This window comes from Lentisalinibacter salinarum, from assembly GCF_040706555.1.
Classification (GTDB): domain Bacteria; phylum Pseudomonadota; class Gammaproteobacteria; order Steroidobacterales; family Woeseiaceae; genus Lentisalinibacter; species Lentisalinibacter salinarum.
Window position 1 is genome coordinate 1 of the sequence record NZ_JAPDRH010000001.1, and the last position, 22,390, is coordinate 22,390.

At 66.5% G+C, this 22,390-nt stretch carries 19 protein-coding genes; 7 read left to right on the forward strand and 12 right to left on the reverse strand.

Going from position 1 to position 22,390, the window contains the following annotated elements; genetic code table 11:
* The 4 genes from ACJMKZ_RS00005 to ACJMKZ_RS00020 form a co-directional block, all read left to right on the forward strand.
* Window positions 1-662 (forward strand): carbohydrate binding domain-containing protein (locus ACJMKZ_RS00005; protein ID WP_405230996.1); only part of this gene is annotated, 662 nt, incomplete at its 5' end.
* A 71-nt stretch (window positions 663-733) separates the two neighbouring features.
* Window positions 734-3,886, forward strand: a complete 3,153-nt coding sequence (locus ACJMKZ_RS00010) for a glycoside hydrolase 5 family protein (protein ID WP_405230998.1) — start codon at window positions 734-736, stop codon at window positions 3,884-3,886.
* A 32-nt stretch (window positions 3,887-3,918) separates the two neighbouring features.
* The gene (locus ACJMKZ_RS00015) at window positions 3,919-4,674 is read left to right on the forward strand and encodes a hypothetical protein (protein ID WP_405230999.1); all 756 of its coding nucleotides are present in this window, start codon (window positions 3,919-3,921) and stop codon (window positions 4,672-4,674) included.
* Window positions 4,675-4,752: 78 nt separating this feature from the next.
* Window positions 4,753-6,471, forward strand: coding sequence for a glycoside hydrolase family 2 TIM barrel-domain containing protein (locus tag ACJMKZ_RS00020; RefSeq protein ID WP_405231001.1), 1,719 nt, complete (start codon window positions 4,753-4,755; stop codon window positions 6,469-6,471).
* A gap of 12 nt (window positions 6,472-6,483) precedes the next feature.
* Here ACJMKZ_RS00020 and ACJMKZ_RS00025 read toward each other — a convergent pair whose 3' ends face one another.
* The 7 genes from ACJMKZ_RS00025 to ACJMKZ_RS00055 all read right to left on the reverse strand — a co-directional run bounded on the left by ACJMKZ_RS00025 (window position 6,484) and on the right by ACJMKZ_RS00055 (window position 15,400).
* Window positions 6,484-7,536, reverse strand: a complete 1,053-nt coding sequence (locus ACJMKZ_RS00025; protein ID WP_405231003.1) for a LacI family DNA-binding transcriptional regulator — start codon at window positions 7,534-7,536, stop codon at window positions 6,484-6,486.
* A 47-nt stretch (window positions 7,537-7,583) separates the two neighbouring features.
* Window positions 7,584-8,585, reverse strand: a complete 1,002-nt coding sequence (locus tag ACJMKZ_RS00030) for a glycoside hydrolase family 17 protein (RefSeq protein WP_405231005.1) — start codon at window positions 8,583-8,585, stop codon at window positions 7,584-7,586.
* Window positions 8,578-9,465 (reverse strand): glycoside hydrolase family 17 protein, encoded by an 888-nt coding sequence (locus ACJMKZ_RS00035; RefSeq protein WP_405231006.1) that lies wholly within the window; start codon window positions 9,463-9,465, stop codon window positions 8,578-8,580. The genes ACJMKZ_RS00030 and ACJMKZ_RS00035 overlap by 8 nt, the downstream gene beginning before the upstream one ends.
* A 17-nt stretch (window positions 9,466-9,482) precedes the next feature.
* The gene (locus ACJMKZ_RS00040; RefSeq protein ID WP_405231008.1) at window positions 9,483-12,944 is read right to left on the reverse strand and encodes a hypothetical protein; all 3,462 of its coding nucleotides are present in this window, start codon (window positions 12,942-12,944) and stop codon (window positions 9,483-9,485) included.
* 14 nt (window positions 12,945-12,958) lie between these two features.
* Window positions 12,959-13,717 (reverse strand): sugar-binding protein, encoded by a 759-nt coding sequence (locus ACJMKZ_RS00045; protein WP_405231010.1) that lies wholly within the window; start codon window positions 13,715-13,717, stop codon window positions 12,959-12,961.
* Between the two features lie 243 nt (window positions 13,718-13,960).
* Complete coding sequence (locus ACJMKZ_RS00050; RefSeq protein WP_405231012.1) at window positions 13,961-14,425, reverse strand: SHOCT domain-containing protein; 465 nt, start codon at window positions 14,423-14,425, stop codon at window positions 13,961-13,963.
* 66 nt (window positions 14,426-14,491) lie between these two features.
* Window positions 14,492-15,400: a pirin family protein gene (locus ACJMKZ_RS00055; RefSeq protein WP_405231014.1), complete on the reverse strand. Its 909-nt coding sequence runs from the start codon at window positions 15,398-15,400 to the stop codon at window positions 14,492-14,494.
* Between the two features lie 129 nt (window positions 15,401-15,529).
* Between ACJMKZ_RS00055 and ACJMKZ_RS00060 the strand changes: the two genes are divergently transcribed.
* Entirely contained in the window at window positions 15,530-15,832 is a 303-nt protein-coding gene (locus tag ACJMKZ_RS00060; RefSeq protein ID WP_405231016.1) for a hypothetical protein, read from the forward strand.
* On the opposite strand, the gene ACJMKZ_RS00065 is transcribed toward ACJMKZ_RS00060, so the two are convergent.
* The 4 genes from ACJMKZ_RS00065 to hemG all read right to left on the reverse strand — a co-directional run bounded on the left by ACJMKZ_RS00065 (window position 15,826) and on the right by hemG (window position 19,881).
* The gene (locus ACJMKZ_RS00065) at window positions 15,826-17,649 is read right to left on the reverse strand and encodes a hypothetical protein (RefSeq protein ID WP_405231018.1); all 1,824 of its coding nucleotides are present in this window, start codon (window positions 17,647-17,649) and stop codon (window positions 15,826-15,828) included. The two genes, ACJMKZ_RS00060 and ACJMKZ_RS00065, sit on opposite strands and share 7 nt — an antisense overlap.
* 73 nt (window positions 17,650-17,722) lie before the next feature.
* Window positions 17,723-18,307 (reverse strand): ECF-type sigma factor, encoded by a 585-nt coding sequence (locus ACJMKZ_RS00070; RefSeq protein ID WP_405231019.1) that lies wholly within the window; start codon window positions 18,305-18,307, stop codon window positions 17,723-17,725.
* Between the two features lie 18 nt (window positions 18,308-18,325).
* Window positions 18,326-19,339, reverse strand: coding sequence for a YncE family protein (locus tag ACJMKZ_RS00075; protein WP_405231021.1), 1,014 nt, complete (start codon window positions 19,337-19,339; stop codon window positions 18,326-18,328).
* A 5-nt stretch (window positions 19,340-19,344) separates the two neighbouring features.
* Window positions 19,345-19,881, reverse strand: a complete 537-nt coding sequence (hemG, locus tag ACJMKZ_RS00080) for a menaquinone-dependent protoporphyrinogen IX dehydrogenase (RefSeq protein ID WP_405231022.1) — start codon at window positions 19,879-19,881, stop codon at window positions 19,345-19,347.
* A gap of 162 nt (window positions 19,882-20,043) precedes the next feature.
* Here hemG and msrB point away from each other — a divergent pair, with 162 nt between their 5' ends.
* Complete coding sequence (msrB, locus tag ACJMKZ_RS00085) at window positions 20,044-20,586, forward strand: peptide-methionine (R)-S-oxide reductase MsrB (RefSeq protein ID WP_405231024.1); 543 nt, start codon at window positions 20,044-20,046, stop codon at window positions 20,584-20,586.
* Entirely contained in the window at window positions 20,583-21,191 is a 609-nt protein-coding gene (msrA, locus tag ACJMKZ_RS00090) for a peptide-methionine (S)-S-oxide reductase MsrA (RefSeq protein WP_405231025.1), read from the forward strand. The genes msrB and msrA overlap by 4 nt, the downstream gene beginning before the upstream one ends.
* On the opposite strand, the gene ACJMKZ_RS00095 is transcribed toward msrA, so the two are convergent.
* Window positions 21,188-22,354, reverse strand: coding sequence for an iron-containing alcohol dehydrogenase (locus ACJMKZ_RS00095; protein ID WP_405231027.1), 1,167 nt, complete (start codon window positions 22,352-22,354; stop codon window positions 21,188-21,190). The genes msrA and ACJMKZ_RS00095 overlap by 4 nt on opposite strands.
* Window positions 22,355-22,390: the final 36 nt, after the last annotated feature.

The following is a 22,390-nucleotide window of genomic DNA, read 5'->3' on the forward strand; positions in this document are numbered from 1 at the left end:
CGACGGTTCCCCTGACGACGGAATGGCAGAGCTACAGCTACAACCTGACGGCGGTGGCCGACATCGGCACTGCCGAGAGTCGCGTGCTGTTCGATATGGGCGGTGTGACCAGCACCGTGAATATCGACGACGTCAGCCTGACCGAGGCGACCGGCGGCGGTGGCGGCGGTGGTGGCGGTGCTATCGGCGAGCTGGCTATCAACGGCGGCTTTGAGACCGGCGATTTCACCGGCTGGGAGACATCCGTGAATGGCGGGACGATCACGACGACGTCCGACAGCTCGGCCGGCAGTTTCGCCGCCAATCTCAATATCACCGCCGCAGGGAATCCGACACTGAAAGCGGCCAATCTGGCAGCGGGGTCCTTGACGCCTGGCCAGCAGGTCACGGTGTCCTTCGACTGGAAGGGCAGCGACGCGAATGGCGGCGTGGTTGATGTCAGGCTTTTCTCGGAGCTGAGTGGTGGCGGCGTCTCTGCGACGGAGATCATTCTCGAGGGCGCCGGGTTCCCGGCGGACTGGACTACCGTTGGGCCGCTGACAATCAATACCGGGCCTGATGTCAGTGGCGGGGTCACATTGCAGTTTACGGCGATCTGCGGAGCCGTTGCCGGATGCGTTTCGGACATCTACATCGACAACGTTTCCATCGTGGCCAACTGATGGCGGGGCAGGCAAAGAAAATGTATCGAGTCGACGTTCATCAAGAACTCAAACATCAAAGAGTAGTCGCTATGGCGAAATCGAGCTTCTTCAACCGTATGGCCGTCGTTGCCAGCTTGCTGGTGACCGTGCTGGTTCTTGCCGCGCCCGACGTGACTCACGCCCAGGCGAATAACGTCGAGACCTACAAGGACGAGAAGGGCTGGAAGCTCAAGGTCGACGGCGAGGACTTCTACGTCAAGGGCGTCGTCTGGGGCTATTCTCCCAGAGGCCAGAACTACAGCTACGGCCTGTTCAACGAATCCGACGACTTCATCCGAAAGGTGCTCGATTACGAGTTCGGCCTGATGAAGAAGATGGGCGTGAACACGATCCGCAGCTTCACGACGATCCCGCCGCGGTGGGTGGAGTACATCTACCGCGAGCACGGCATCATGAGCGTCGTCAATCCGCTGATGGGCCGCTATGGCTACACCGTCAACGGGAAATGGGTGCCATTTACGGATTACTCGGACCCGATCACGCGCGCCACGCTGAAGCGCGACATGCAGGAGTTCGTGCGCCGCTACAAAGACACCCCCGGTGTCCTGATGTTTGCGTTCGGCAACGAGAGCAACTACGGCCTGTCCTGGTCGAGTTTCGAGATCGAAAATCTGCCCGAAGGCGAGCAGAACACGGCCAAGGCGCGCTACCTGTACAGCCTGTTCGAGGAGGTGATCTCCGCCGGCAAATCCATCGCCCCGAATCACCCGTTCAGCATCGTCAACGGCGACATCCAGTACATCGACCTGATCGCCGAGCTGGTGCCGTCCCTCGACATACTGGGCAGCAACGTCTATCGCGGCACCAGTTTTACGGATCTGTGGCAGAGAGTCGACGAGAAGCTCGACCTGCCGGTGGTCTTCTTCGAGTTCGGCAGCGATGCCTTCAATGCACGCACGTTCCAGGAGGATCAGGTCGCGCAGGCCATGATCCTGAAGGAGCAGTGGCAGGAGATGTACCAGCAGGCCTACGGCAACGGTGGGGTCGGTAACTCGATCGGCGGCTACATCTTCGAGTGGCGCGACGAATGGTGGAAGTACCTGCAGACCGAGAATCTCGATATCCAGGATACGAATGCCTCCTGGTCGAACCAGGCTTACCTGTTCGACTGGACGCCGGACGGCAACAACATGAACGAGGAGTGGTTCGGCATCACGGCGCTCGGTACGCCCAATGCGGAAGGCGTCTACAAGGCGGTGCCGCGCATGGCCTACGACGTCATGAAGGAAGTGTTCTCGATGGACCCGTACGAGGCTTCCAGGAGCGACATCAACCGCATGTTCGCCACCATGGACGTGGACTACTACGAGTTGCGGGGTGACGTCCGCAGGGTGAAGGCCGCAGTCGTCGAGTCCGAACGCCGGCTCAGGTTCACCGGCGGCCGCTTCGAGGCGGAGTTCGTCACCCGGGGCGAGGAACAGCCCATCGAGGAGGAAGGTGAGAACGCCCTCGAGTTCAGTGACGGCCAGATGGTATTCCTCGACTTCGCTTTCAACCCGAACTCCAGGCTTGACGGCCAGTTCACCCTGAACGTGCTCGGCGACGTCGCCGACAAGCGGCCTCTCGAATTCACCTACGGCGACCGGGGCCTGGAACGCGAGATCGATGTGGCTACGGAAGAGATCGAGGGCATCCCCGTGTCCCCCGTGCGCATCGACGACGGTCGGCGCATCGAGGTCTACGACTTCAGCGCGCAGTATCGCGGCGATGATTTCGATCTCGAGGCCTTCTATCACACGCCCCGGTTCCACTGGGGCTACGAGGGCGATTTCTTCGGTCTCGTCGCGGAGGCCACCGACATCGCAGGTATCGACGTCTGGGATGCCAGCGCGCCCTCGGGTGTCGAGATAAAGGGCAAGGGCACATGGGAGGGACTCACGGTCCTCGCCGGCCCCGAGGTCTACTGGGGCGCAAACCCGAAGGCCATCCTCAAGTACGACTGGAACCTCGCGGACATGGACTGGACGTTCATCCACTCCGAAGACGTGGCGCGCCGCGGCGAGTCCGTAGGCGGAGCGGGGCAGACCGAACGTCAGTCCCGGCAGACGACGATCTACACGAAGAAGGAGTTCGCGAACGGCTGGGAGCTGGAACTCGGCGGTATCATGTCCGCGACCGAGAAGGTGGGCGAGACCTTCGATCGCTATGCGGCCGGCAACGTCTTTCTGGACGAGGTCGACTGGGATGACACCCTCGGATTCAAGGCCAAGCTGACCTTCCCGCTGCTCGGCACCCGGAGTTTCGTTTCCGCGGAGCATGCCGGCATCGTTGCCGACGCCGGCCAGTATCATACGGTCTACGGCGTTTCGGATCCGAGCAACCTGCCGTATTCCGGCCTGGGCAACAAGCGGGAATACATCGCGGGCATGCAGATGTTCTTCGGCAACCTGATGGTGTTTCCGCGGGTCCTGTATCGCGACAATCTGGTCCACGCCAATCCGCTCGTAGAGCCGGAGATCGTCGACGGCATCCTCTCCCCCGGTACCAACCCGCGTAACCGGGATGCGGATCCGTTTGCGGTCCTCGGCAATCGGGAAGCGCGCTCCGGCGAGATCTACTTCACCTGGGATCCGACCGGAGCGACGCCCTACTACGACTGGGACAACGAGTGGCGGGAAGATGCGCCGTTCGCCATCGACTTCGGCGGTACCTACACCGAGTTTCCGACCCCGACCGATTCCTACCGCTTCTTCTTCGCGCCCACGGAGTCCAACGCGGCGTTCGGCGAGGGCCTGCCCGCCGAGGACGTCTGGACGCTCTCGAGCCGGGTGACGATCAACACGCCGAACCGGACCCGCTACATCGTCAAGGGCATCCGGGGCTTTCAGCAGTCGACCGGCAGCCCGACCGGCGGTACCCGGGACTTCTGGGAACTGCACGGCAAGGTCATCTGGGGCGGCCGCCACATCCTGTCCGGCTACTTCATGAAGGACCGCTGGGGCCCGTACGACTTCTACCGGCAGTTCAACATCACGTTCCCGGAGCAGGCGAAGCTGGATTACTCTTACCTGCTGGGATCGGGATTCGGTGCGATCGCGGACCGGCAGTCCGAAGACCATGCGACGAAGATCGGCGTCCGTGCCCTGTACCGCGCCTTCGACGAGAACTCGGAGGCCGAGGAAGAGTTCCCGGGCAGCGACTACATCTTCAGCGTCAACGTCTACTTCATCTATCAGTTCTAGCGAAGTGCATGCACAGCCGAGGTAATATTGGAATGAGTGAGCTGAATCGACAAACTGCCAGGCCGGCTCGCGGCAAGCACCTGCTCCTTGCGCTGCTCGGTACGGCGGCGCTGGTCTCTGCCGGCTGCAACAGCGAGCGTGACGACGGCGATGGCGAGCTGATCAATACTATTGTCTTGCCGACGGACGTGGTCCTGGACCTCTATTGCGAGGACGTCGGTGTCCATCCGGAGACCTGTGTCCTGAATGACCCGGCGAATCCGTTCGCGACGACGACCATCATCGAGTTCGACGTCAACAATCCCGAGGCCGCCAACAAGTTCGAGTTGTTCAACTCGTTGCCCTTGGGGCCATCGGGTGCGAAGGCGCGCTTCTATTTCTGGGCTACCGCGCTGGCGCAGCGCCCGTCCGGCGAGAACCAGTTCTACACCGCGCTGGCATTGCACGAGTTGTTCGATGCGAACAGCAACTCGCTCGCACAGGACGAGCTGGTTCGCGAGCAGGCGCTCAAGGCCTATCGCTCCCTGCTGGACAATTTCTTCGGTTCGGTCACGGTGTTCGAGTGTTGCCCGGGCGCGAGTCCGGACGGCGAGCCCGTGCCGTTCTCGATACCGCTCAACGAACTCGCGGCGGACGCCCTGTACCGCACCGATGCCACGGGGTTCCGGCGTCTGGTCCCGGGCGATCCTATCCTCGTGCTCGAGCTGCTGCTGGATTGGGGCTATTCGTATCAGCCTGCCACGCCGCCCAACTTCGACAACGGGGTCGTGTCAGTCAACGAGGGCTGACCGGGGCGCGAGGTGCGCGGAAGACTCCTCCTAAAGGCCCTGCTGATCGCGGGGCCTTTTCTTTTCTGGAAGCCCGTCATGGCCGAAGCCGTTCCCGTCGAATTACGCCGGACCGAGCAGGGCTGGGAGCTGCTTCGCGGCGGCGAGCCGTATTTCATCCGCGGCGCCGGCGGCAACCACTCGCTGGAGCTGCTGGCGGCGGCCGGCGCCAATTCGGTGCGCACCTGGGGTGCCGAGGATCTCGAGCCCCTGCTCGACGAGGCGGACGCTCTCGGCCTCACCGTGACCGTCGGCATCTGGCTGGGCCACGAGCGCCACGGCTTCGACTACGGCGACCCGGAGCAGGTGGCCGGGCAGCGTGAGCGTGTGCGCGAGGCCGTGCTCCGCTACAAGGACCATCCGGCCGTCCTGCTCTGGGGGCTGGGCAACGAGATGGAAGGCTTCGACGAGGGCGACAATCCGGCTGTCTGGGCGGCCGTGAACGACGTCGCCGCCATGGTCAAGCGGCTGGACCCTCACCATCCGACCATGACGGTTACCACGTTCGTCCACGGCGAGCGTATCGAATGGGTCCACCACCGCAGCCCCGCCATCGACATTCATGGCGTCAATGCCTACGGCGGCGCGCCGCTGGTGCCGGGGCGGCTGCGCGAGGGCGGCGCGACGAAGCCCTTCATACTGACCGAGTTCGGCCCGGTCGGCCCGTGGGAGATGCCCACCACCGAATGGGGCGCTCCACTGGAGCAGACGAGTGCCGAGAAGGCAGTGAGCTACCGCGAGAGCTGGGAGCGGGGCATCGCGGCGGCTCCCGGACTGGCGGTGGGCGGCTATGCCTTCCTGTGGGGCCACAAGATGGAGGCCACCGGCACCTGGTTCGGCATGTTCCTGGAGGACGGCGCGAAGACGGCCGCCGTGGACGTCATGACCCAAATCTGGTCCGGCGAGCTGCCGGACGGCCTTGCCCCGCGGGCTGCCCCGCTGGAGGTCGCAGGTGTCACCCGCGTGAAACCGGGTGCTACGGTCGAGGTCCGCGCATCCGTCGAGGATCCGGAAGGCGGGGAGATCCGGGCGCGCTGGGAGCTGCGCCCCGATTCGTCCGACTACCTGACCGGTGGCGATTTCCGGCCTGACATGCCGGCGGTCGAAGGCGCCATCGAGGAAGGGGACGTGGATGGTGCGAGCGTGCGCATGCCCGAACAGCCGGGACCCTATCGCCTGTTTCTGTATGCCTACGACGAGGCCGGCCATGCGGCAACGGCAAACGTTCCGCTGCTCGTGGAGGGCGCGACGCGCACGTCGCTGCCGTTCCCGGTGTACGAGGACGGTCTGGAGGGTATGCCCTGGGTACCGTCCGGCTGGATGGGCGATATCGATGACCTGACGCTCGACGGCCGGCACGCCGACGAGGTCCGCGAGGGTGCACACAGCATCCGCCTGCGCTTCGAGAAGCCGTTCGGCTGGGTGGGCGTCGCCTGGCAGGACCCGCCGAACAACTGGGGTGATCAGGAAGGCGGCTACGATCTCCGCGGCGCCGGGGAGCTGGAACTCTGGGCACGGGGAGAGTACGGCGGGGAGAGAGTGAGCTTCGGCGTCGGGCTGCTGGAGGAGGACAAGGCGTACCCCGACTCGGCCATTCGCAAGGTGGACGACATCGTGCTGACCCGGGAGTGGCGTCGCTACACGGTGCCGCTGAAAGGAGCGGACCTCTCGAGCATCAAGACGGGATTCGTGGTGACGCTGGTCGGGCGGGCTACGCCGGTAACGGTCTACCTCGACGGCATCCGCTACGTCCGTTGACGTCGCCCGGGACTACCCCGAGGCCGACGCTCGCGACGGCGCCGGGCCGGTCGACTCGCGGATCTGCAGCGTCGAGGGGATGACCGTGGTCTCCGGATCGGGTTCCGGCTTGCCGAAACGGTTGATCAACTCGAGGGCGGCCTGCTCCGCCATCTTGGCCAACGGCTGGCGGATCGTCGTCAGCGCGGGATAGACCAGCCGGGCGAGCGCGCTGTCGTCGAAGCCCGCCACCGACAGCCTTCCGGGGACGTCGAGCCCCAGCCGGTAGGCCACGCGAATGACGCCCGCCGCCATGTCGTCATTGGCCGCGAAGATCGCGGTGGGCGGATCCTCGAGCGCCAGGAGCTGCTCCGCCGAAACCTCTCCCGATTCGATCGAATTGTCGCCCTGCATGATCAGCTCTTCGGCGTATTCCAGACCGCTCCGGGCGAGGCCGTCCCGGTACCCCGGCAATCTTCTGGCCACCGCCTTGTGGCGGCGGTCGCCGGCGATGAAAGCGATCCTCCGGTGTCCCAGCGAGGCGAGATAGCGGGTCATCTCCGCGCTGATCTCCCGGTCGTCGGTGGCGATGCAGAATTCGTCGTGGCTGCGGCTGCCCGGTGAGAGACGCACGAAGCGGCTGCCCGTGGCGGCGATCGCAGCGACGATGCGCGGCATGTTGGACAGCGGTGCCGCCAGCACGACGCCGTCGGGCTGGGTCTGCTCGATGAGCGAGCCGAGTTCTTTGCGCACGTCCTTGCGCCGGAGGTCGCAGGGATGGATCAGCAGCTCGTAATGGGCGGTCCGGCAGGCACGCAACGCCCCCTCCTGCAGCCGGATGACATAGCCCGCACTGGGAGCCTCGTAGGCGGCGGGGTCGTCATAAACCAGCACGATCAGCCTGGAGCGCTGGCTGGCGAGGCTGCGAGCCGAGAGGTTGGGACGGTAGTTGAGCTGCTCGATCGCCCGGTCGACCCTGTCGCGGGTCGACTGGCGGACGTTGGGTTCGCGGTTGACGACCCGCGATACCGTCTTGATGGAGACGCCGGCCAGTTCGGCGACGTCGTCGATGGTGGCTCTCGGCATCAGGTTGTCGCGGCTCCCGTTGTCGGCCGGCAGTGCGGGTGGGCCGGTCAGCGGCCGACGGCCCTGCCGACGTCTCCGCCGGCGTCGGGGACCAGGTCGGCGAACTGCGTCTGCATGACCAGTTTCGGCGTCCGCTCGACGGTGAACAGGCCCCAGTGCTTCTCCGGCTCCAGCGGATCCGGGGAGCCCTTCCACGGCTCGTCGAAGGCCTCGAAGACGAAGGCCAGGATCTCCTCCTCGGTGGTCCATTCGACCAGCTGCTCGTAGTAGCTGGCCTGCAGTTCCTCGGAGGCGTTGTGCGGCTCGATGCCCCGTCCGTTGGCCGCCGTCGGCCAGCCGGCCTCGGTGATCACCACCGGCTTGCCGGGATAATGATCGGCCACGGAATGGTAGTTCTGTTTCGTGTATTCCAGAGCGTCGTGGATGGAGCGGTACTCCCAGGCGGGATAGGTATGCACGGCGATGAAGTCCAGGGCCTCCGCCAGCGGCTCGAGCTTGTACGTCCACGGCACGTAGTTCTCGCAGAACGTCACAGGCTGCTCGATGCGGCTGCCCACGGTCGTGGCGTACTCGACCAGGCGGTCGACCGGCACCATGTGGTCGGTCCATTCGACGCTGGCCTCGTTGCCGACCGACACCGCGAGGACGCTGTCGCGATACTCCCTGGACAGCGCGACCAGCCGCTCCAGTTCCTGCTCGTTGCCGCGGCGATTGGCGGCGAGCGTCTGGTCGTCGAACTCGGCCCCCCACGGGCAATGGGGATTGCTCATCTCCGCCGCCATGTCGAGGCCGAGCATGACGTGGAAGTCTAGGCCCTCGTCCCGGATGACCTGCAGCACGGTCTCCGCGTGAGGGCTGCAGTCGTAGAGGCGGAGGAATCTCCAGTTACGCTGCAGTATCAGCAGATCCTCGCGGATCTGCTCGTAGGACGGATAGACCCGCTCTATCGGGCTCTGGCCCTCGCGGTAGCCGGAATAGCAGATCGCATTGCCGTGGGCCAGCCGTTGTCCCGACGGGTCGGCCATGAGGATTTTCAGTCTGTCAAACATACTTGGGGTTCCCGTCCTTGTCCCACAGCCCCCAGTAGGCGCCGACGTCGCCCTCCGAGTCCACCTTCCAGGCCTCGTCGAAACTGGAGAACCAGAAGACTTCGATGCCGTCTTCCTCCGCCCAGCGGCAGGTATCGATGAAGTACTTGATGGCGTTCTCGCGGGAGGGCACGGAGCCGCCGGTCGCCGTGCCGATGTTCGGCCAGCCGGTCTCGCTCACGATCACCCGCTTGCCGCCGCTGGTGCGCAGCGCACGCCGGTACATCTCCTTCATGTACAGGAGCGCGTACTCCGCCGGGCAGCCTTCCCAGAAGGGGTAGCAGTTCGCCAGTATCACGTCGCAGGCGGCCGCGAGCCGGGGATGGTCCTCGAACTCGAAGTAGGCGTCGACGTAGCCGACGTCGATCTCCGGCACTGCGGCCTTCACCCGCTCGAGATAGGCGATGAGCTGGTCCTCGGTCAGTTCGCCGCGCAGCAGCACCTCGTTGCCGATGCCCAGGATGTCGGCGTGGCCGGCGCTCGCGATGCCGATGGCGTTGGCCAGTTCGACCTCGTTCTTGTCCAGGTCTCCGTCGAGCCACGCGCCCACCATCGTGCGCAGGCCGAACTCCCGGGCGATCGCCGGGATCCGCTCGTTGCCGTCGGTGCAGGAGAAGGTGCGGATCCACTTCGTATACGGCGCGATGATCGCCAGCCGCTCGCGGATCTGGTCTTCGCCGACCCTGGTCCCGGGGCCCTGCCCCTCGACGTAGGGGCTGAACGACAGGCCGTGGATCTTCTGCTCGAGGATGCCGCGCACGAGCGCCTGCAGTTCGGCCTCCGACCAGTTCGCTACGTTGATTCCGGCCAGAGAGAGTTTTCTCTGATACAGGTTGGACATCGGGTGACCTCTCGAAGCTACAGAACGAGCAGAGTGTTCGGATTCACGGTGACCGTCAGCCGGCGGATCCGGCCGTCGCGACGGAACAGCGACGCGCTGTCCTCGGCCGACAGGCCGTTGGTCTCGTGCGACTGCTCGGTGCCGTCCCGGTAGGTGACGGTCAGGGACGGAGCCGCGCCGTTCGCCAGGCGGTAGACGACAGGGACCTGGCACCACGTGTAAGCCAGGCCGGCGTCGGGGATCGGCACGCTCGACCATGTGCCGTCGACAGCCAGGTAGCGGAGCGTATCGGGCGAGTCGGCGAACTCGCGCCGGCGCAGCAGCCGCGGTTCGAACCGGGCGCAGCCCTCGGCGACACGCACGCCCAGTTCGCCGAAGCGCGCCAGTATCCCCTCCTTCACCTGGCCGGTCATGCCGGGCTGGCGTGCACCGCCGTAGCGCGGCGTGTGCGAATAGGGGTCGGCGGGGAATGCACCGTAGGCCGCCGGCGTCTTGTTGAAGCCGAGCCCCGCCCGCACCCGGTAGTATTCGCTGCCCAGGCGCAGCAGAGCCGCCTCGTCGGCGCCGCCGTCCAGCGCGGAGAAGAAATTCTCCTGCACGGCCAGGAGCAGCTTCGACACCATGTGCCAGTAGATGCAGCCGAGGCCTTCGAAGCCGAACATCGTGCCGGAACGCCCGGTGAAGAACTGGTGGCCGAAAGTCTTCTCGAACAGCGCCCGCAGCGGCTCGCGGGCATCCTCCACCTCCCTGCCCCGGGTGCGCGCCAGGTCGTCCAGTTCCGCGAGCAGATCGCCCTCGTTCGCGAACTCGGCGCTGAAGCGGTAGCAGCCGTCGGCATCCTTCAGGACGATGCGCCGGTCGCCCTCGGCCAGCAGCCGGCCGAGCAGTGGGATGTGTGCGATCTCCTGCTCCGGTATGCGGTTCTTCTCGAGGAACGCGGGCAGCCGGCGGTCCGGATACAGCATGAAGCTGTCCTGGTCCGCGCGATAGACGTCGCTGGCGAACAGCGACTCCAGTATGTCGCAGGCCTCGTCCGGCCCGATCGCTCCCGAGCTGAGCGCGGCGACCTGACCTTCGAGCATCGGATAAAGCGTCTCGATACGGATCCCGTCCGCATCCTGCTCGAGGAGGTTGTAGGCGTGGTAGAGGCCGTCCTCGCGGCGGTTGTTGCCGATGCTGTGGTCGGCCACGGCGAGCACGTCGGCCAGCAGCTGCTCCATCTGACTCATGGGCCTGGTCTCGCTGGCGGACAGGCCTTCCTTGCCGTAGACGGCCTCACGATAGCGGCTCGCCGCCTGTCCGAGTTCCGTCAGGGCCTCGAGGCGCCGTCTGGCGCCGATCGCGCCCTCGTCCAGTGCCGCGCGCAGCCGGCTGAGCGCGGCCGCGGTCTCGTCCAGCCACGTGCAGACTTCCGCGGACAGCTCGCAGCGGCCGTCCTCGTCGCCGAGGAATTCCTGCAGGAAGCTGACATAGCGGCGCAGGTAATAGAGCGTCACCATGGAAAGCCCCTGGCCGACCAGGGCGTTATTCGCGTCGTTCCATTCCGGTCGCTGGGTATTCATCCAGATGCCGCCGTCAACGACCAGGTTGCCGAGTTTGGCGAGCAGCGGCACGATCAGCTTCTCGAGCAGCGTGACCAGGCGGACCTCGCCGTCGCCGTCGAGCACGAGTCGTGCGTCCGCCCCGATCTCAGCCTCCAGCCGCTCGATCTCCGCGGCGAGACGCTCGTCGTAGTCGATGGTGTTCTTGGGGTCCTGCAGCAGCGCCTCGAACGGCCGGATGCGGTAGGGCACGTTGGCGTAGGCGAAGACCGGCTCGTGCAGCAGCCGCGCGAGGCGAGCCGGATGGAAGCGGCTCGAGATCTCCAGCAGCTTCAGCAGGTAGATGATCTGATGGTCGCCCCAGTAGCCGATGTAGCTCCAGGGGTCGTCGGGGTCTTCCACCTCCCAGTCGATGCCGCCCTTCGTGATGCGGTAGGGGTTGTAACCGTCCATGGTGGAGGCGTTCACGAACTTCGCGATCATGTTCTCCACGAATTCCGGATAGCTGACCGCGAGTGCCTCCCAGTTCTGGAAGATGTCGCGCCAGTTGCCCTCGTACCACAGCACCGGGTAACCGTGCCGGTCCCTGAGGCGGATCGAGAAGTGGTTCCAAGGCCGGCTGGGATCGCCATGGCGTCGGCCGAAGGTGATGGGGAGGTACTCGTGGCACAGCCGCTCGAGCTGGCGGTCGTTGCGCTCGCGCACGGCGTCCAGCAGTCCGCGGAACGGCAGCTTGTCGGGCAGCCCGTCCAGCAGCTCGGCATTGCGCTCGTACACGCGTGAATTGAAACTCCGCACCGTCTCGCGGAAGTCGCGGCCGACCACCTCGTACTGGTGCGGGAAGTAGCCGCCGCGCAGCACATTGAACAGGACGTTGGCGTAGTGGTACTCGGTGACGGTCTCCTCCGCGGTCGCCTGCAAGGCGTCGCAGCTGGACATGATGCGGGCCAGCTCGTCCGACCCCCGCCGTACCGAGGCGTCGATCGAGGCTGCGAGACCGGGTCTGTGACCCAGCTGGCGCGAGAGCTCGACCACTTCCGCCTGGCTCTTCTCGACGTCGGCGACGATCTGCCAGGAGCGCGCCTCTCCGGGAGGCAGTTCCAGGGTCTGGTTGACGAAGAACGCTCCGCGTATCCCGCGCCTGTGGTCCTCGGGGCGGACCGCGCCTCCGTGGCGGAATGTCTCCACCTGTTCGGACGACACGAGGATGATCGGATCGTCCAGGCCCAGACAGAAGGCGACGTTGGCCTTGAGCGACTCGCAGGGTTCCGCCCGGTCGGTGATGCCGGAGTACAGCGTGAACAGCCCGAGTCCGGTCTCCGTGTCGAGTTCCGTCCACTTGTAGGCGTCGACGAGATTGCTGGAGTTCGTCTGCGCGAAGCGGGGAGTGCCTGCCGGGAGGATGTTCTGCAGGCCGTCCAGCAGCTCGACGGAGCGCTCGTGGCGGCCCCGATTCGCGAGCTCGCAGCGGCGGACGAAGCCGTGGGTGTCGCTCGTCTCCCAGGTGTAGCGGAAGACGAGTTCCAGGTCGTGGTTGACCTCCTCGAAGCACAGCCGGTTGCCGAGTACGTTCTTGTAGAGGTTGCGGCTGACGGCGAACTTCTCGTCCTGCTCCCGGTTGAAGGGCTCCCAGTGATGCAGCCGCCCGTCGGCCTCCACACGCAGGAAGGTCCGCGGGCCCGTGTGCAGCGTACTCTCGTGGATCTTGTCCACCGTGACGTAGGGGAAGAGCGCCGTGTCAGGCGACACCCGGCCCGCAGTAACGCCGCCCGTGGAGGAGGCGAACAGCCAGTGATCCACGTTCGAAACGACGGTGATGAAGAACGGGCGCATCCGGTCGACGTTGCGGATGGCGTAATGGCGTTCGTTGTCGAAGTCGACGAATTCGCCCTCGGCTTCGAGGCAATCGGTCGGCTCCATCTTCCAGGCAGTACTCAACAGTCTCTCTCCCGTCATTCCACGAGCAGCAGCGATCCGAACAACCCGGCGTCGATCCAGCCGCGGTCTTTCGGTCCGGTAGGCACCGACTCGGAGCCGATGAAGTTCTCCCGCAGCTCGCTGCCGTCGTTGTCGCAATAAGCCAGCATCAGGCCCATCTGCTTGCCCGTCTCGAGTTGCAGGGCTCGGTTGTCGTCGGCACCGTCCACGTAGTCGTCGCCGTAGATGCGGATGGCGACCTCCCAGACGACGCCGTCGGCCGTCTGTCTCCAGCGGCTCTCGACGTGGTGGGAATAGTCGCGCGGCTTGCGGTCCGTGCCGATGTCGATGGCCCGGTTGTCCAGCGAGAGGTGGTAGGCGAAGGCATTGTGGTTGTACTGATGCTCGCCGCCGGAGAAATCCTCGTCGACGAAGATCTCCAGGCAGTCGTCGTCCCAGTACTGCTCGAGCGGGTCACGGTGCGCGTCGAACAACACGTCGTCGCTTATCTCGGCCAGGATGTAGAGGCGCTCCGCCGTCCACACCACCTTGTACCGGCCGCGGAAGTCCTCGGGCGTGTATTCGTCTCCCAGCCACCGGTATTTCAGCTCCTGCCACTGCGCGCGGTCCCAGATCGCCTCGTCCCCGACGCCATCCACGACGGGAGCGGCCGTGGCGCGGGGCGCCCGGTACTCGGTCCTGTCCGCATAATGGGATGCCTCGGCGGCCGCCGTACTGGCCGCGAGGCATGCGCCGGCGATTGTCATGCCGCGCATGATTTGCGTGTTGATCATCTTGATCTCCGCGCGCTGGCGAGCGATCCGGCGTCGGGACGTTGTTCTGTCGTTCTTTCCGGTGCTGCTCGTTCTGCCCGGCCCGGTCGGCCCGGCACTCCCCCGGAGACCCGGGCGCTGCCCGGAGTCACCCCCGCTGGAGCACAGTATAGGGGATTTTGACAGCGCTGTCAGTACCGACGATGCGCTGGCTCAATCTGGCCCGCCAGGACGGGCCAGGGATCGGTGCAGGGGGGAGAGGCGCTAGAATCGGCTGTCGAGAATCCGGGTCTTGATCCGTTCGAACTCCTCGTCGGTGACGTAGCCGGCGTCACGGAGTTCGCCGAGTTCTCTCAGTTGCTCGAGGGTGCGGGATATCCGGTCGTCGTCAGCGGGCGGCAGAGGGGGAGGCGCCGCCGACGGGGCCGCCGCGGTCTCGCTACCAGCTGGCGCGGCACGGGGCGGGGGCTCCTGGCCCGTCCGGCTTGCGGAAGAATCTGCAGCCTGCGCCGGGGTCTCGGCCTCACCGGACTCACGCTCCTGGCGTCGGCGCTCCTCTTCCGCCCGGCGCTGCGCCTCCAGCTGAATACGTTCGTTCGCCAGACGGGCTCTCTCGGTCGCCGTGTCGGTGGACTGCGCGGATCCGTTTGACGCAACCAGTATTGTCAGCGCAATCAGGATGGCCAGCAGGGCCGGCCCGGGCAACGCTGATGTCCGCAATGCTGTCATGATCGCATCCTACCCCCGGATACCCGGGCCTGACTACCGCCGGCCTTGCCGCGCCGTTACCACCCGCTAGGACGATTCCGGCAGCGGGATGAACTCGTCGTCGCCCTCGATCCGGTCGAAGCGGCCCTCGCGCCAGTCGCGCTTCGCCTGCTCGATACGCTCTTTCGAACTCGAGACGAAGTTCCACCAGATGGTGCGCTCGCCCACCGGCTCGCCGCCGATCAGCATCAGGCGGGTGTCGGCGGCCGCTACGAGTTCCGCGGGCGCGCCGGTCCGGAACACGGCCATGAGGCCGGTCCCGTACTCCTCGCCGTCGACGGTGACGCTGCCGGAGACCACGTAGACGGCGCGGTCGGAGAACTCCGGCGGCAGAGCAAGCCGCTCTCCTGCGGGCATCAGGACGTCGGCGTACAGCGTCTTCGAATACGTGCGCACCGGCGATACGGCGCCGAAGGCTTCGCCCAGGATCAGTCGCAGGGTCGCGCCGCCCGCGGAGACTTCCGGCAGTTGGTCCGCCGGCGTGTGTGCGAAGGCGGGCGCGATCTCCTCCATCCCGTCCGGCAGGGCGATCCAGGACTGGATGCCGTGCATCGAGGCTTCCGTGTCCCGGTCGGAGCCGGCGCGCTCCGAATGCACGATGCCCCGGCCCGCGGTCATGAGGTTGACGGCGCCGGGCCGGATCGGCTGGGCGTAACCGAGGCTGTCCCGGTGCATGATCTCGCCGTCGAACAGGTAGGTGATGGTGGCGATGCCGATGTGCGGATGGGGCCGGACCTCGATGCCCTCGCCGGGCGGGAAGACCGCGGGGCCCATCTCGTCGAAGAAGATGAACGGGCCCACCATGCGCCGCTCCGAGGCGGGCAGGACTCGCCGGACGCTGAAGCCGCCCAGATCCCGGGGCCGTGGCGCGATCCGTAGCGTCACGGGACCTTGAGTCCGGGAGCAGACGGGGTCGAATGCCGGTTGCGTACTCATGTCGGGGTCTCCCGGAGCCGAGCGAGCTTCTATGGTGCCATGCCTCGGCCGGCCCGTCCGCAAAGGCCCGTATTAGCGCGGACCGTGCCTCGTGCTACCGTGCGTGAAAAGCGAGACGGAGGGCACGCCGTGACAGAGACCAAACTGCCGGAAGCGCTGCAGGCCATCAAGGACCGGGGCTACGTCGTCTGGAAGACCGACCCGCCGGCGGCGCTCGCCGCCAGGTTCATGAACAGCCCCATCGAAGTGGCGGAGATCCGCCACGTCCGCGTCTGGGGTCTGCAGGTGGATGACGAACGGGAGTTGCCCGGCCACGAACGCACCTCCATCCCGGACGAGGAGCTCTGGCAGGTGGAACTGGTCGCCGACGACGGCTCCAAGTACGAGGTGAGCGCGGCGACGGTGGAACCGGCGCCACCAGACACTCAATAGACGTTCGTGACCGCCTGGTTGTAGTTGACGGTGTCGATGCCGATACCTCCGCTCGCCGAGAAGGTCAGGCCCATGAAGTCGAGCGGGTAATAGCTGAACCAGGCGCCGCTGCCGACGTCGCCGACGCCGACGGGGATGGAGACGCTGGCGCCGCGGGCGTAGCCGCCGATGCCGCCGGCCGGCGCACTCCAGAGGCCGAGGGTGCCCGTGAATCCGACCGACACCGAGGCGCCGGTGGAGACGACCGTCGACATGTAGAAGCGGTAGTCGCCGTCCCAGTCCATGGCCAGTCCGGCTTCCTGGGCCGCGCCCGCGATCGCCTTGACCTCGGGAGCGCCGCCGAAGGTCAGCGTCTCGAAGCCGGACGCGCGGGACTGGTCGCGCAGGCGGGCGAAGCCCGGTGTCCGCATGATGATGCTGACGGCCCTGGGCCCGTCCTTGTCGAGGATCGCCCGCCGCAGGTCCCGGTTGCCGGCGAGTTCCAGCACGAACTGGCCGGCAACGACCTGCAGCGCCTGGTGCGCCTCCCGGCGCTCCTTCGCGAGCCGGACGACATCGTTCTTGCCGGCACCCGCCCCGCATACTCGGTCATAGGGCGGTCCCACCTGCTGCAGCGCCTTCGGAGGCGCGGCCTGCAGACTCAGGCCCGCGTCGCAGTAGAACTCCGTCCTGCAGCTCTGACCCGGGTTGAACGCGCCGAGAAAGGCGACCTTGCTCGAGCCCTCGGGGCAGGCGTAGCACCTGCCCTTGCTCTCGAAGGTGTCGGCCGGGCAGCCATAGGCCGAACGGACGAAGGTGGCGCTCACCTCCCGCTTGTCGAAGCCGAGCCCGCGCTCCTTGCAGGCCTTCGGTTTGTGGATCGGCGTCAGGGTGCGCTTGTAGCCATTCGGGCAGCGCCAGCACTCGCCCCCGTTATGGGGTGTGAAATACAGCTGCTTGCCCTTGCAGCCCCAGTTCTCAGCGTCCTTGACGAAGACGGCGTCGACCTTTTTCTCCTCGCCGCAGGGTTCCGCGCCGTCTTCACCGCACATGAGGTCCGGCGGGCCGAAGGAGTCGTTCATCGTGCTGTTGCGGCTGCGGGCCCAGGAGGAAGGGCCCGCCGTCTGTGCCGTCCCGGCCGGCGGCGCAGCCGGCTGGTAGACGGGCTGTTGAGCTGGCGGCGCGGCGGGTGGCGCGGGAGGCGGTGGATAGGGTTGCGCCTGCGGTTGATACGCCTGCTGTGGCGGAGCGGGCTGGTATGCGGGGGGTGCGGGCTGATAGGTGCCGGGGGCAGGACCCTGCGGAGCCGCAATTCCTGCCGCGGTCATCTCCTGGGCATACCACTGCGGGTTGTCCAGCTGCACGGGGATCAGCTTGTACTGGACCGGCATCAGCGCCGTCGTCACGGATACCGCGAGGCTTCGGTCCGGCTGCACGGTCGCCGTCAGCTGTCCCATCAAAGGCAGGTCGCTGCCCGTGTACTTGCCCGGCGCGGCCGGCGCGATATCGCGGAGCACCACCATGCCCGGCTCCACCTTCAGCACGAACATGTGCAGCCAGGGGTCGACGGCGTAGGCGCGGCCCCCCTCGATGCGGATCTTCTTGCGGATGGTATTCACCAGCCAGGTGCCGTCCAGCGGCATGGGCTGCGTGGCCGGTACCTGATCCGCGGTGGGCAGGAACGCCGGAATCTGCGGGATCTGCGGGGTCTGCGCCAGCACCGGCGCCGTCAGGGCTGCGAACAGCATGGCGGCGCACAAGCCGGTATTACGGGCCTTGCGGGGCGGGCGGCGGAGCAGTCGGTCTCCGCGAGGCGGCAGGAACGCCATCGTTGCCATGGTCTCTCTCCGTTTCATGGATCTCATGCCCCTAAGCAGGGGATGGCCGGAGAAACGATAAAGAGACCGGCTGTCAGTCGGGTTTTTTCTTTTCGCTCATGTACTTGCGCAGCCAGGCCCGAGCCAGACGCAGGTCCCGCCGGCTGGTCGGCTCGGAGACCCCCACCACCCGGGCGGCCTGCTCGTGGGTCAGGCCGCCGAAGTAGTGCAGCTCCAGAATGCGGGCCATGCGCTCGTCGAAACCGGCGAGCTTGGACAGGGCTTCGTCGAGGTCGAGCAGATCCTCGTCCGCGTCGCTGCCCACCGCGGACTCGTCGAGGGTGACGCGCAGGACATCGCCGCCGCGCTTGGCGGCGTTGCGGGCATTCGCGTGATTGACCAGCAGGCGGCGCATCATGCGTGCCGCCAGCGCGTAGAAGTGCGTCCGGTCCTGCCAGTCGGTATCCACGCCGATCAGCTTCTCGTAGGCCTCGTGCACGAGGGCCGTCGGCTGCAGCGTATGGCCCGCCGACTCGCTGCCGAACAGGCGCTGGGCTATCCGCCGCAGTTCCCCGTAGACCAGCGGCGTCAGCGACTCCAGGGCGGCCGCGTCACCATCGGCCCAGTCACGCAGGAGTTGCGTGATTTCTCCGGCATCGGGCGGCGAAGGCTCAGACACGGCGCGATCCGGGCTGCGTCAGGGCGAGAGGATGACGCCGAGGGCGTCGGGTTCGCGGCCGGTGGTCCAGCGCCGGACCACGCGCCACTCCCTCGTGTCGATCACGGCCACCTCGTCACCGCCGCTGACGGCCACGTAGGCGTATTTGCCGTCCGGGTGGATCTCCACGCCGATCGGCAGAGCCGCGCGGCCGAGCAAGGTGTCGCGGTACTCGGCGTTGGGTTCAGCCACCGTGAGCGTGGTCACCAGGTCGCGCTCCTCCACGTCGAAGACGGAGACGGTACCCGCCCGGGCATTCGTCACGAGGGCGTTGCGGCCATCGGGTGTGATGGCGATGCGGATCGGCACCCCGGCCGATTCGAGGGTGGCCAGTTTATCGAGGGAGACGGCATCGACGATGCTGATCGTGTCGGCGGCTCGATTGGTGACCCACACCTCGTTGCCCGCGCGGGCCACTGCTACGCCCTCGGCGCCGTCGCCGGTGCGGATGGAACCGGTCACCTTGCCCTTCGAGAGATCCACGCGCTCCAGCGTCCCCGCGGCGATATTCGTAACCCAGGCCAGTGAGCCGTCGGGAGAGACGGCCACCATATGAGCCGTGCCGGCGCCCACCGGGATGCGTTCGAGCACCTCACCGGCGCCGATGTCGACCACCAGCAGTTCAGCGGCTCCCTCGGCCGTGACCGCCAGCCGGTCATCATCGAGGAATGCCATGCCGTGGGGGCGGGTGTTCGTCCCGAGATCCACCACGCGCACCACCTCGCCGAGCCGAGAGTCGTACACGGTCAGGCTGTCGCCCGGTGCGTCCCGACGACCGTAATTGCTCACGACCGCGTGACGCCCGTCCGGGGAAACCTCGATCTCGTGCGGGCCCTCGCCGGAGTCGAACCAGGCTAGCCTCTCGCCGGACCCCGCATCGAGGACCCACACCGTGTCCGCGCTCTTGTTGCCCACCAGTAAAACGTCGGTCGCACCGGCCGCAGGCAACAGCAACGCGAGTGCAGGCCAGAGCAGGCTCCTGATTCTTTGCATCGCGCTCACTCCAGCGTCAGCAGATGGCGGCCGTAGGCAGCCACGTCGTCCCAGTCCGTGTAGTCGATGACGGCACTGCGGTCGGTGGGTCCGCCCGTGAACTTCATGATCATCTGGATCGCGATGGTGTCCAGCGGGCCCCAGGAGGGGTAATCCACCTTGCCGGCCAGTACCTTGAGATCCCGCGGCTGCCAGGGCGAGCGTTCGAGGAACTTCTGCATGTAGCGGTTGCCTTCCACCGTCGCTTTCTCCGGTGTGCGGGCCGTGACCGACACGTTGAAGAAGCTGTGCGGTTTGGCTTCGAGCGCTTCCTTGTGTCCCCGGATGAAATCGAACACCTCGTCGTCATAGCTGCCGTAGTAGACGGGGGCGCCAAGCGCCAGCACGTCGGGTGTGTCGAGATCCGCTCCCTCGTGGAGGGCCTCGACCAGGTCCATCATCGCGGCCGTGCCGCCTGCCTCGGCGATCGCATCGCACATCCGGCGCGCGATCCGCGCCGTGTGGCCGCTGCGGCTCCTGTAGAGGACCAGTACCGATGTCATCCGCTGAACTCCTGAACGCTGCAACGCCTGTATCGCAGCATACCGGTGCGCCCGCCTATTCCCAAGAGTGCCGCCTCGTGAGCGCTGTCCCGTTCGTCGCGGGAATAATCCGAACGTCTTTCCGGTCCGAATAAGTAGACACTCCGTAAATGAGACCCGTACATGAATCGACGCAAACTGCTGACCGGCCTGCTCTGCGCCACGGGCGCTGCGGCCGCGGCTCGCCTGCTTCCCGGCCGCCTGCATGCAGCGGAAGAGACGGGGGGCAAGGCGGACGACGAGTTCCCGCCCGTGAACATCACCCGCGAGCAATGGCAGGAGATACTGCCCGCGGACCGCTACCGCATCCTCTTCCGCGAGGGCACTGAGGCGGCGGGGTCGAGCCCGCTGGACAAGGTCTACGACCCCGGCACCTACATCTGCGCGGCGTGCTTTCTGCCGCTGTTCGCGAGTGAGGACAAGTTCGACAGCGGCACGGGCTGGCCCAGCTTCACGCAGCCCATCGAGGGCCGGGTCGGCACCAAACTGGACTTCAGGCTGATCCTGCCCCGCACCGAGTATCACTGCATCCGCTGCGGCGGCCACCAGGGACACGTGTTCGACGACGGTCCGCCGCCGACCGGCCAGCGCTGGTGCAACAACGGCCTCGCCCTGCGCTTCGTCCCGGAAGGCGAGGCCCTGCCCGAGTTGAGGACTTCCGCATGAGAAACCGTATCGCCGCATTCGCACTGGCGCTGGCGCTCGGGCCGATGCTGGCCGGGCCGCTGGCCGCGGCAGAGGCGGTCGCCACTTTCGCGGGCGGCTGCTTCTGGTGCATGGAGCCGCCCTACGACAAGCTGGAAGGGGTGAAATCGACCGTGTCCGGCTTCATGGGCGGCCACGTGAAGGACCCGAGCTACCAACAGGTGGTCCGTGGCGGCACCGGGCACGCCGAGGTGGTGCAGGTCACCTACGACCCCGAGGTGGTGAGCTACGAGACGCTGCTGGCGGTGTACTGGCGCAATGTCGATCCCTTCGACGGCGGCGGGCAGTTCTGCGACCGCGGAGCGTCCTACCGGCCGGAGATCTTCTGGCACACGGCGGCACAGAGAGAGACGGCGGCGGCATCGAAGTCCGAGCTGCAGGAGCGCTTCGACCAGGAAATCGCCGTCGCGGTGACCGAAGCCGGAGAGTTCTACCCGGCCGAGGATTACCACCAGAATTACTACGAGAAAAACCCCGTGCGCTACAAGTTCTACCGCTGGAACTGCGGGCGCGACCAGCGTCTGGAAGAGGTGTGGGGCGAACAGGCCGGCGGCGGCACGGGTTAGGCCGCCTTTTCGCTGATCTCGCGCAGTATCCCGATGGTGCCCTCCCGGTCCAGCATCCGCGGCACCGGGTAGGCCTCGCACTCCTTCAGCGCCAGCGCGCAGAGATAGTCGTAATCCTCGGGCCGGATCTTCTCCGATTTCTCGGGCAGGCCGACTGCCCTCTTCAGCTCCCGAACCGCGGCGATGAAGGCCCGTGCGTTCGCTTCCCCGCCGGCGCCTTCTTCGGCTACCCCGGCCAGTTCGGCGAGTTCGGCCAGCCGCGGCCGGGTCTCGTCGAAGGTGAATTCCAGCACGTGGGGCAGCACCAGCGAATTGGCAAGGCCGTGCGGGATGCCGTACCTGCCGCCCAGCTGATGAGCGATGGCATGCACGTTGCCGACGTTCACCTGGTTGATGGCGATGCCGGCATAGTAGGCGGCCAGCGACATGCCCTCACGCGCCTCCCGGTTGCTGCCGTCCCGGTACGCCGTCTCCAGGTGGCGGAAGATCAGCTTCACCGCGGCCGCGGCGTTCTGGCGGGCCGTGCCACGGTCCCAGGTGCAGATGTAGGCCTCGACGGCGTGGGTGAGCGCATCCAGACCCGTGGCGGCGGTAATCGGGCCGGGCAGACCCATGAGCAGATCCGGGTCCAGTGCCACGGCGGCCGGCAGCAGCTGTCGGGCACTGATCACCGCCTTCTCGTGTGTCTCGTCGTCGGAGAGGACGGAACCGATGGTGGCCTCCGATCCGGTGCCCGAGGTGGTGGGGATGGCGTAGATGGGGGGCACCTCGTGCCTGATCTTGGCGAAGCCCACCCACTCGTGCGGATCCCGGTCGCTGGATGCGGCGGCCGCGATGATCTTGGCCGCATCCATGGACGAGCCGCCGCCGACGGCCACGACTGCTTCAGCGCCGTGTTCCCGCCACGCCGCGACGCCGGCCGCCACTTGCCCGAACGTCGGGTCCGGCTCGACGCCGTCGAACACGGCGTGGTCGACGCCGGCCTCGGCGAGCGCGGCCGTGACCGGGTCGACCAGACCGAGTTCGCGCAGCGGCCTGTCGGTCACCACCAGCACCCGGCGGACGCCCATCTGGCCGATGTAGCGGCATAGCTGTGCAGCGCTGCCGCTGCCGCTGAACGCCATGTAGCTGGCGCCGGGCAGAAAGGTCGCGACGGTCTTCATCAGCCTGAGGATCAGAGCGTGTCTGGCTTTACGCGG

Coding starts and splice junctions, on each gene's coding strand:
- ACJMKZ_RS00035 (WP_405231006.1), bottom strand. CDS start 9,465: ATGTCCAACCTGTATCAGAGAAAACTCTCTCTGGCCGGAATCAACGTA.
- ACJMKZ_RS00020 (WP_405231001.1), top strand. CDS start 4,753: ATGGCCGAAGCCGTTCCCGTCGAATTACGCCGGACCGAGCAGGGCTGG.
- ACJMKZ_RS00055 (WP_405231014.1), bottom strand. CDS start 15,400: ATGAGTACGCAACCGGCATTCGACCCCGTCTGCTCCCGGACTCAAGGT.
- ACJMKZ_RS00025 (WP_405231003.1), bottom strand. CDS start 7,536: ATGCCGAGAGCCACCATCGACGACGTCGCCGAACTGGCCGGCGTCTCC.
- hemG (WP_405231022.1), bottom strand. CDS start 19,881: ATGACATCGGTACTGGTCCTCTACAGGAGCCGCAGCGGCCACACGGCG.
- msrB (WP_405231024.1), top strand. CDS start 20,044: ATGAATCGACGCAAACTGCTGACCGGCCTGCTCTGCGCCACGGGCGCT.
- ACJMKZ_RS00015 (WP_405230999.1), top strand. CDS start 3,919: ATGAGTGAGCTGAATCGACAAACTGCCAGGCCGGCTCGCGGCAAGCAC.
- ACJMKZ_RS00075 (WP_405231021.1), bottom strand. CDS start 19,339: ATGCAAAGAATCAGGAGCCTGCTCTGGCCTGCACTCGCGTTGCTGTTG.
- ACJMKZ_RS00030 (WP_405231005.1), bottom strand. CDS start 8,585: ATGTTTGACAGACTGAAAATCCTCATGGCCGACCCGTCGGGACAACGG.
- ACJMKZ_RS00095 (WP_405231027.1), bottom strand. CDS start 22,354: ATGAAGACCGTCGCGACCTTTCTGCCCGGCGCCAGCTACATGGCGTTC.
- ACJMKZ_RS00010 (WP_405230998.1), top strand. CDS start 734: ATGGCGAAATCGAGCTTCTTCAACCGTATGGCCGTCGTTGCCAGCTTG.
- ACJMKZ_RS00050 (WP_405231012.1), bottom strand. CDS start 14,425: ATGACAGCATTGCGGACATCAGCGTTGCCCGGGCCGGCCCTGCTGGCC.
- ACJMKZ_RS00045 (WP_405231010.1), bottom strand. CDS start 13,717: ATGATCAACACGCAAATCATGCGCGGCATGACAATCGCCGGCGCATGC.
- ACJMKZ_RS00065 (WP_405231018.1), bottom strand. CDS start 17,649: ATGGCAACGATGGCGTTCCTGCCGCCTCGCGGAGACCGACTGCTCCGC.
- msrA (WP_405231025.1), top strand. CDS start 20,583: ATGAGAAACCGTATCGCCGCATTCGCACTGGCGCTGGCGCTCGGGCCG.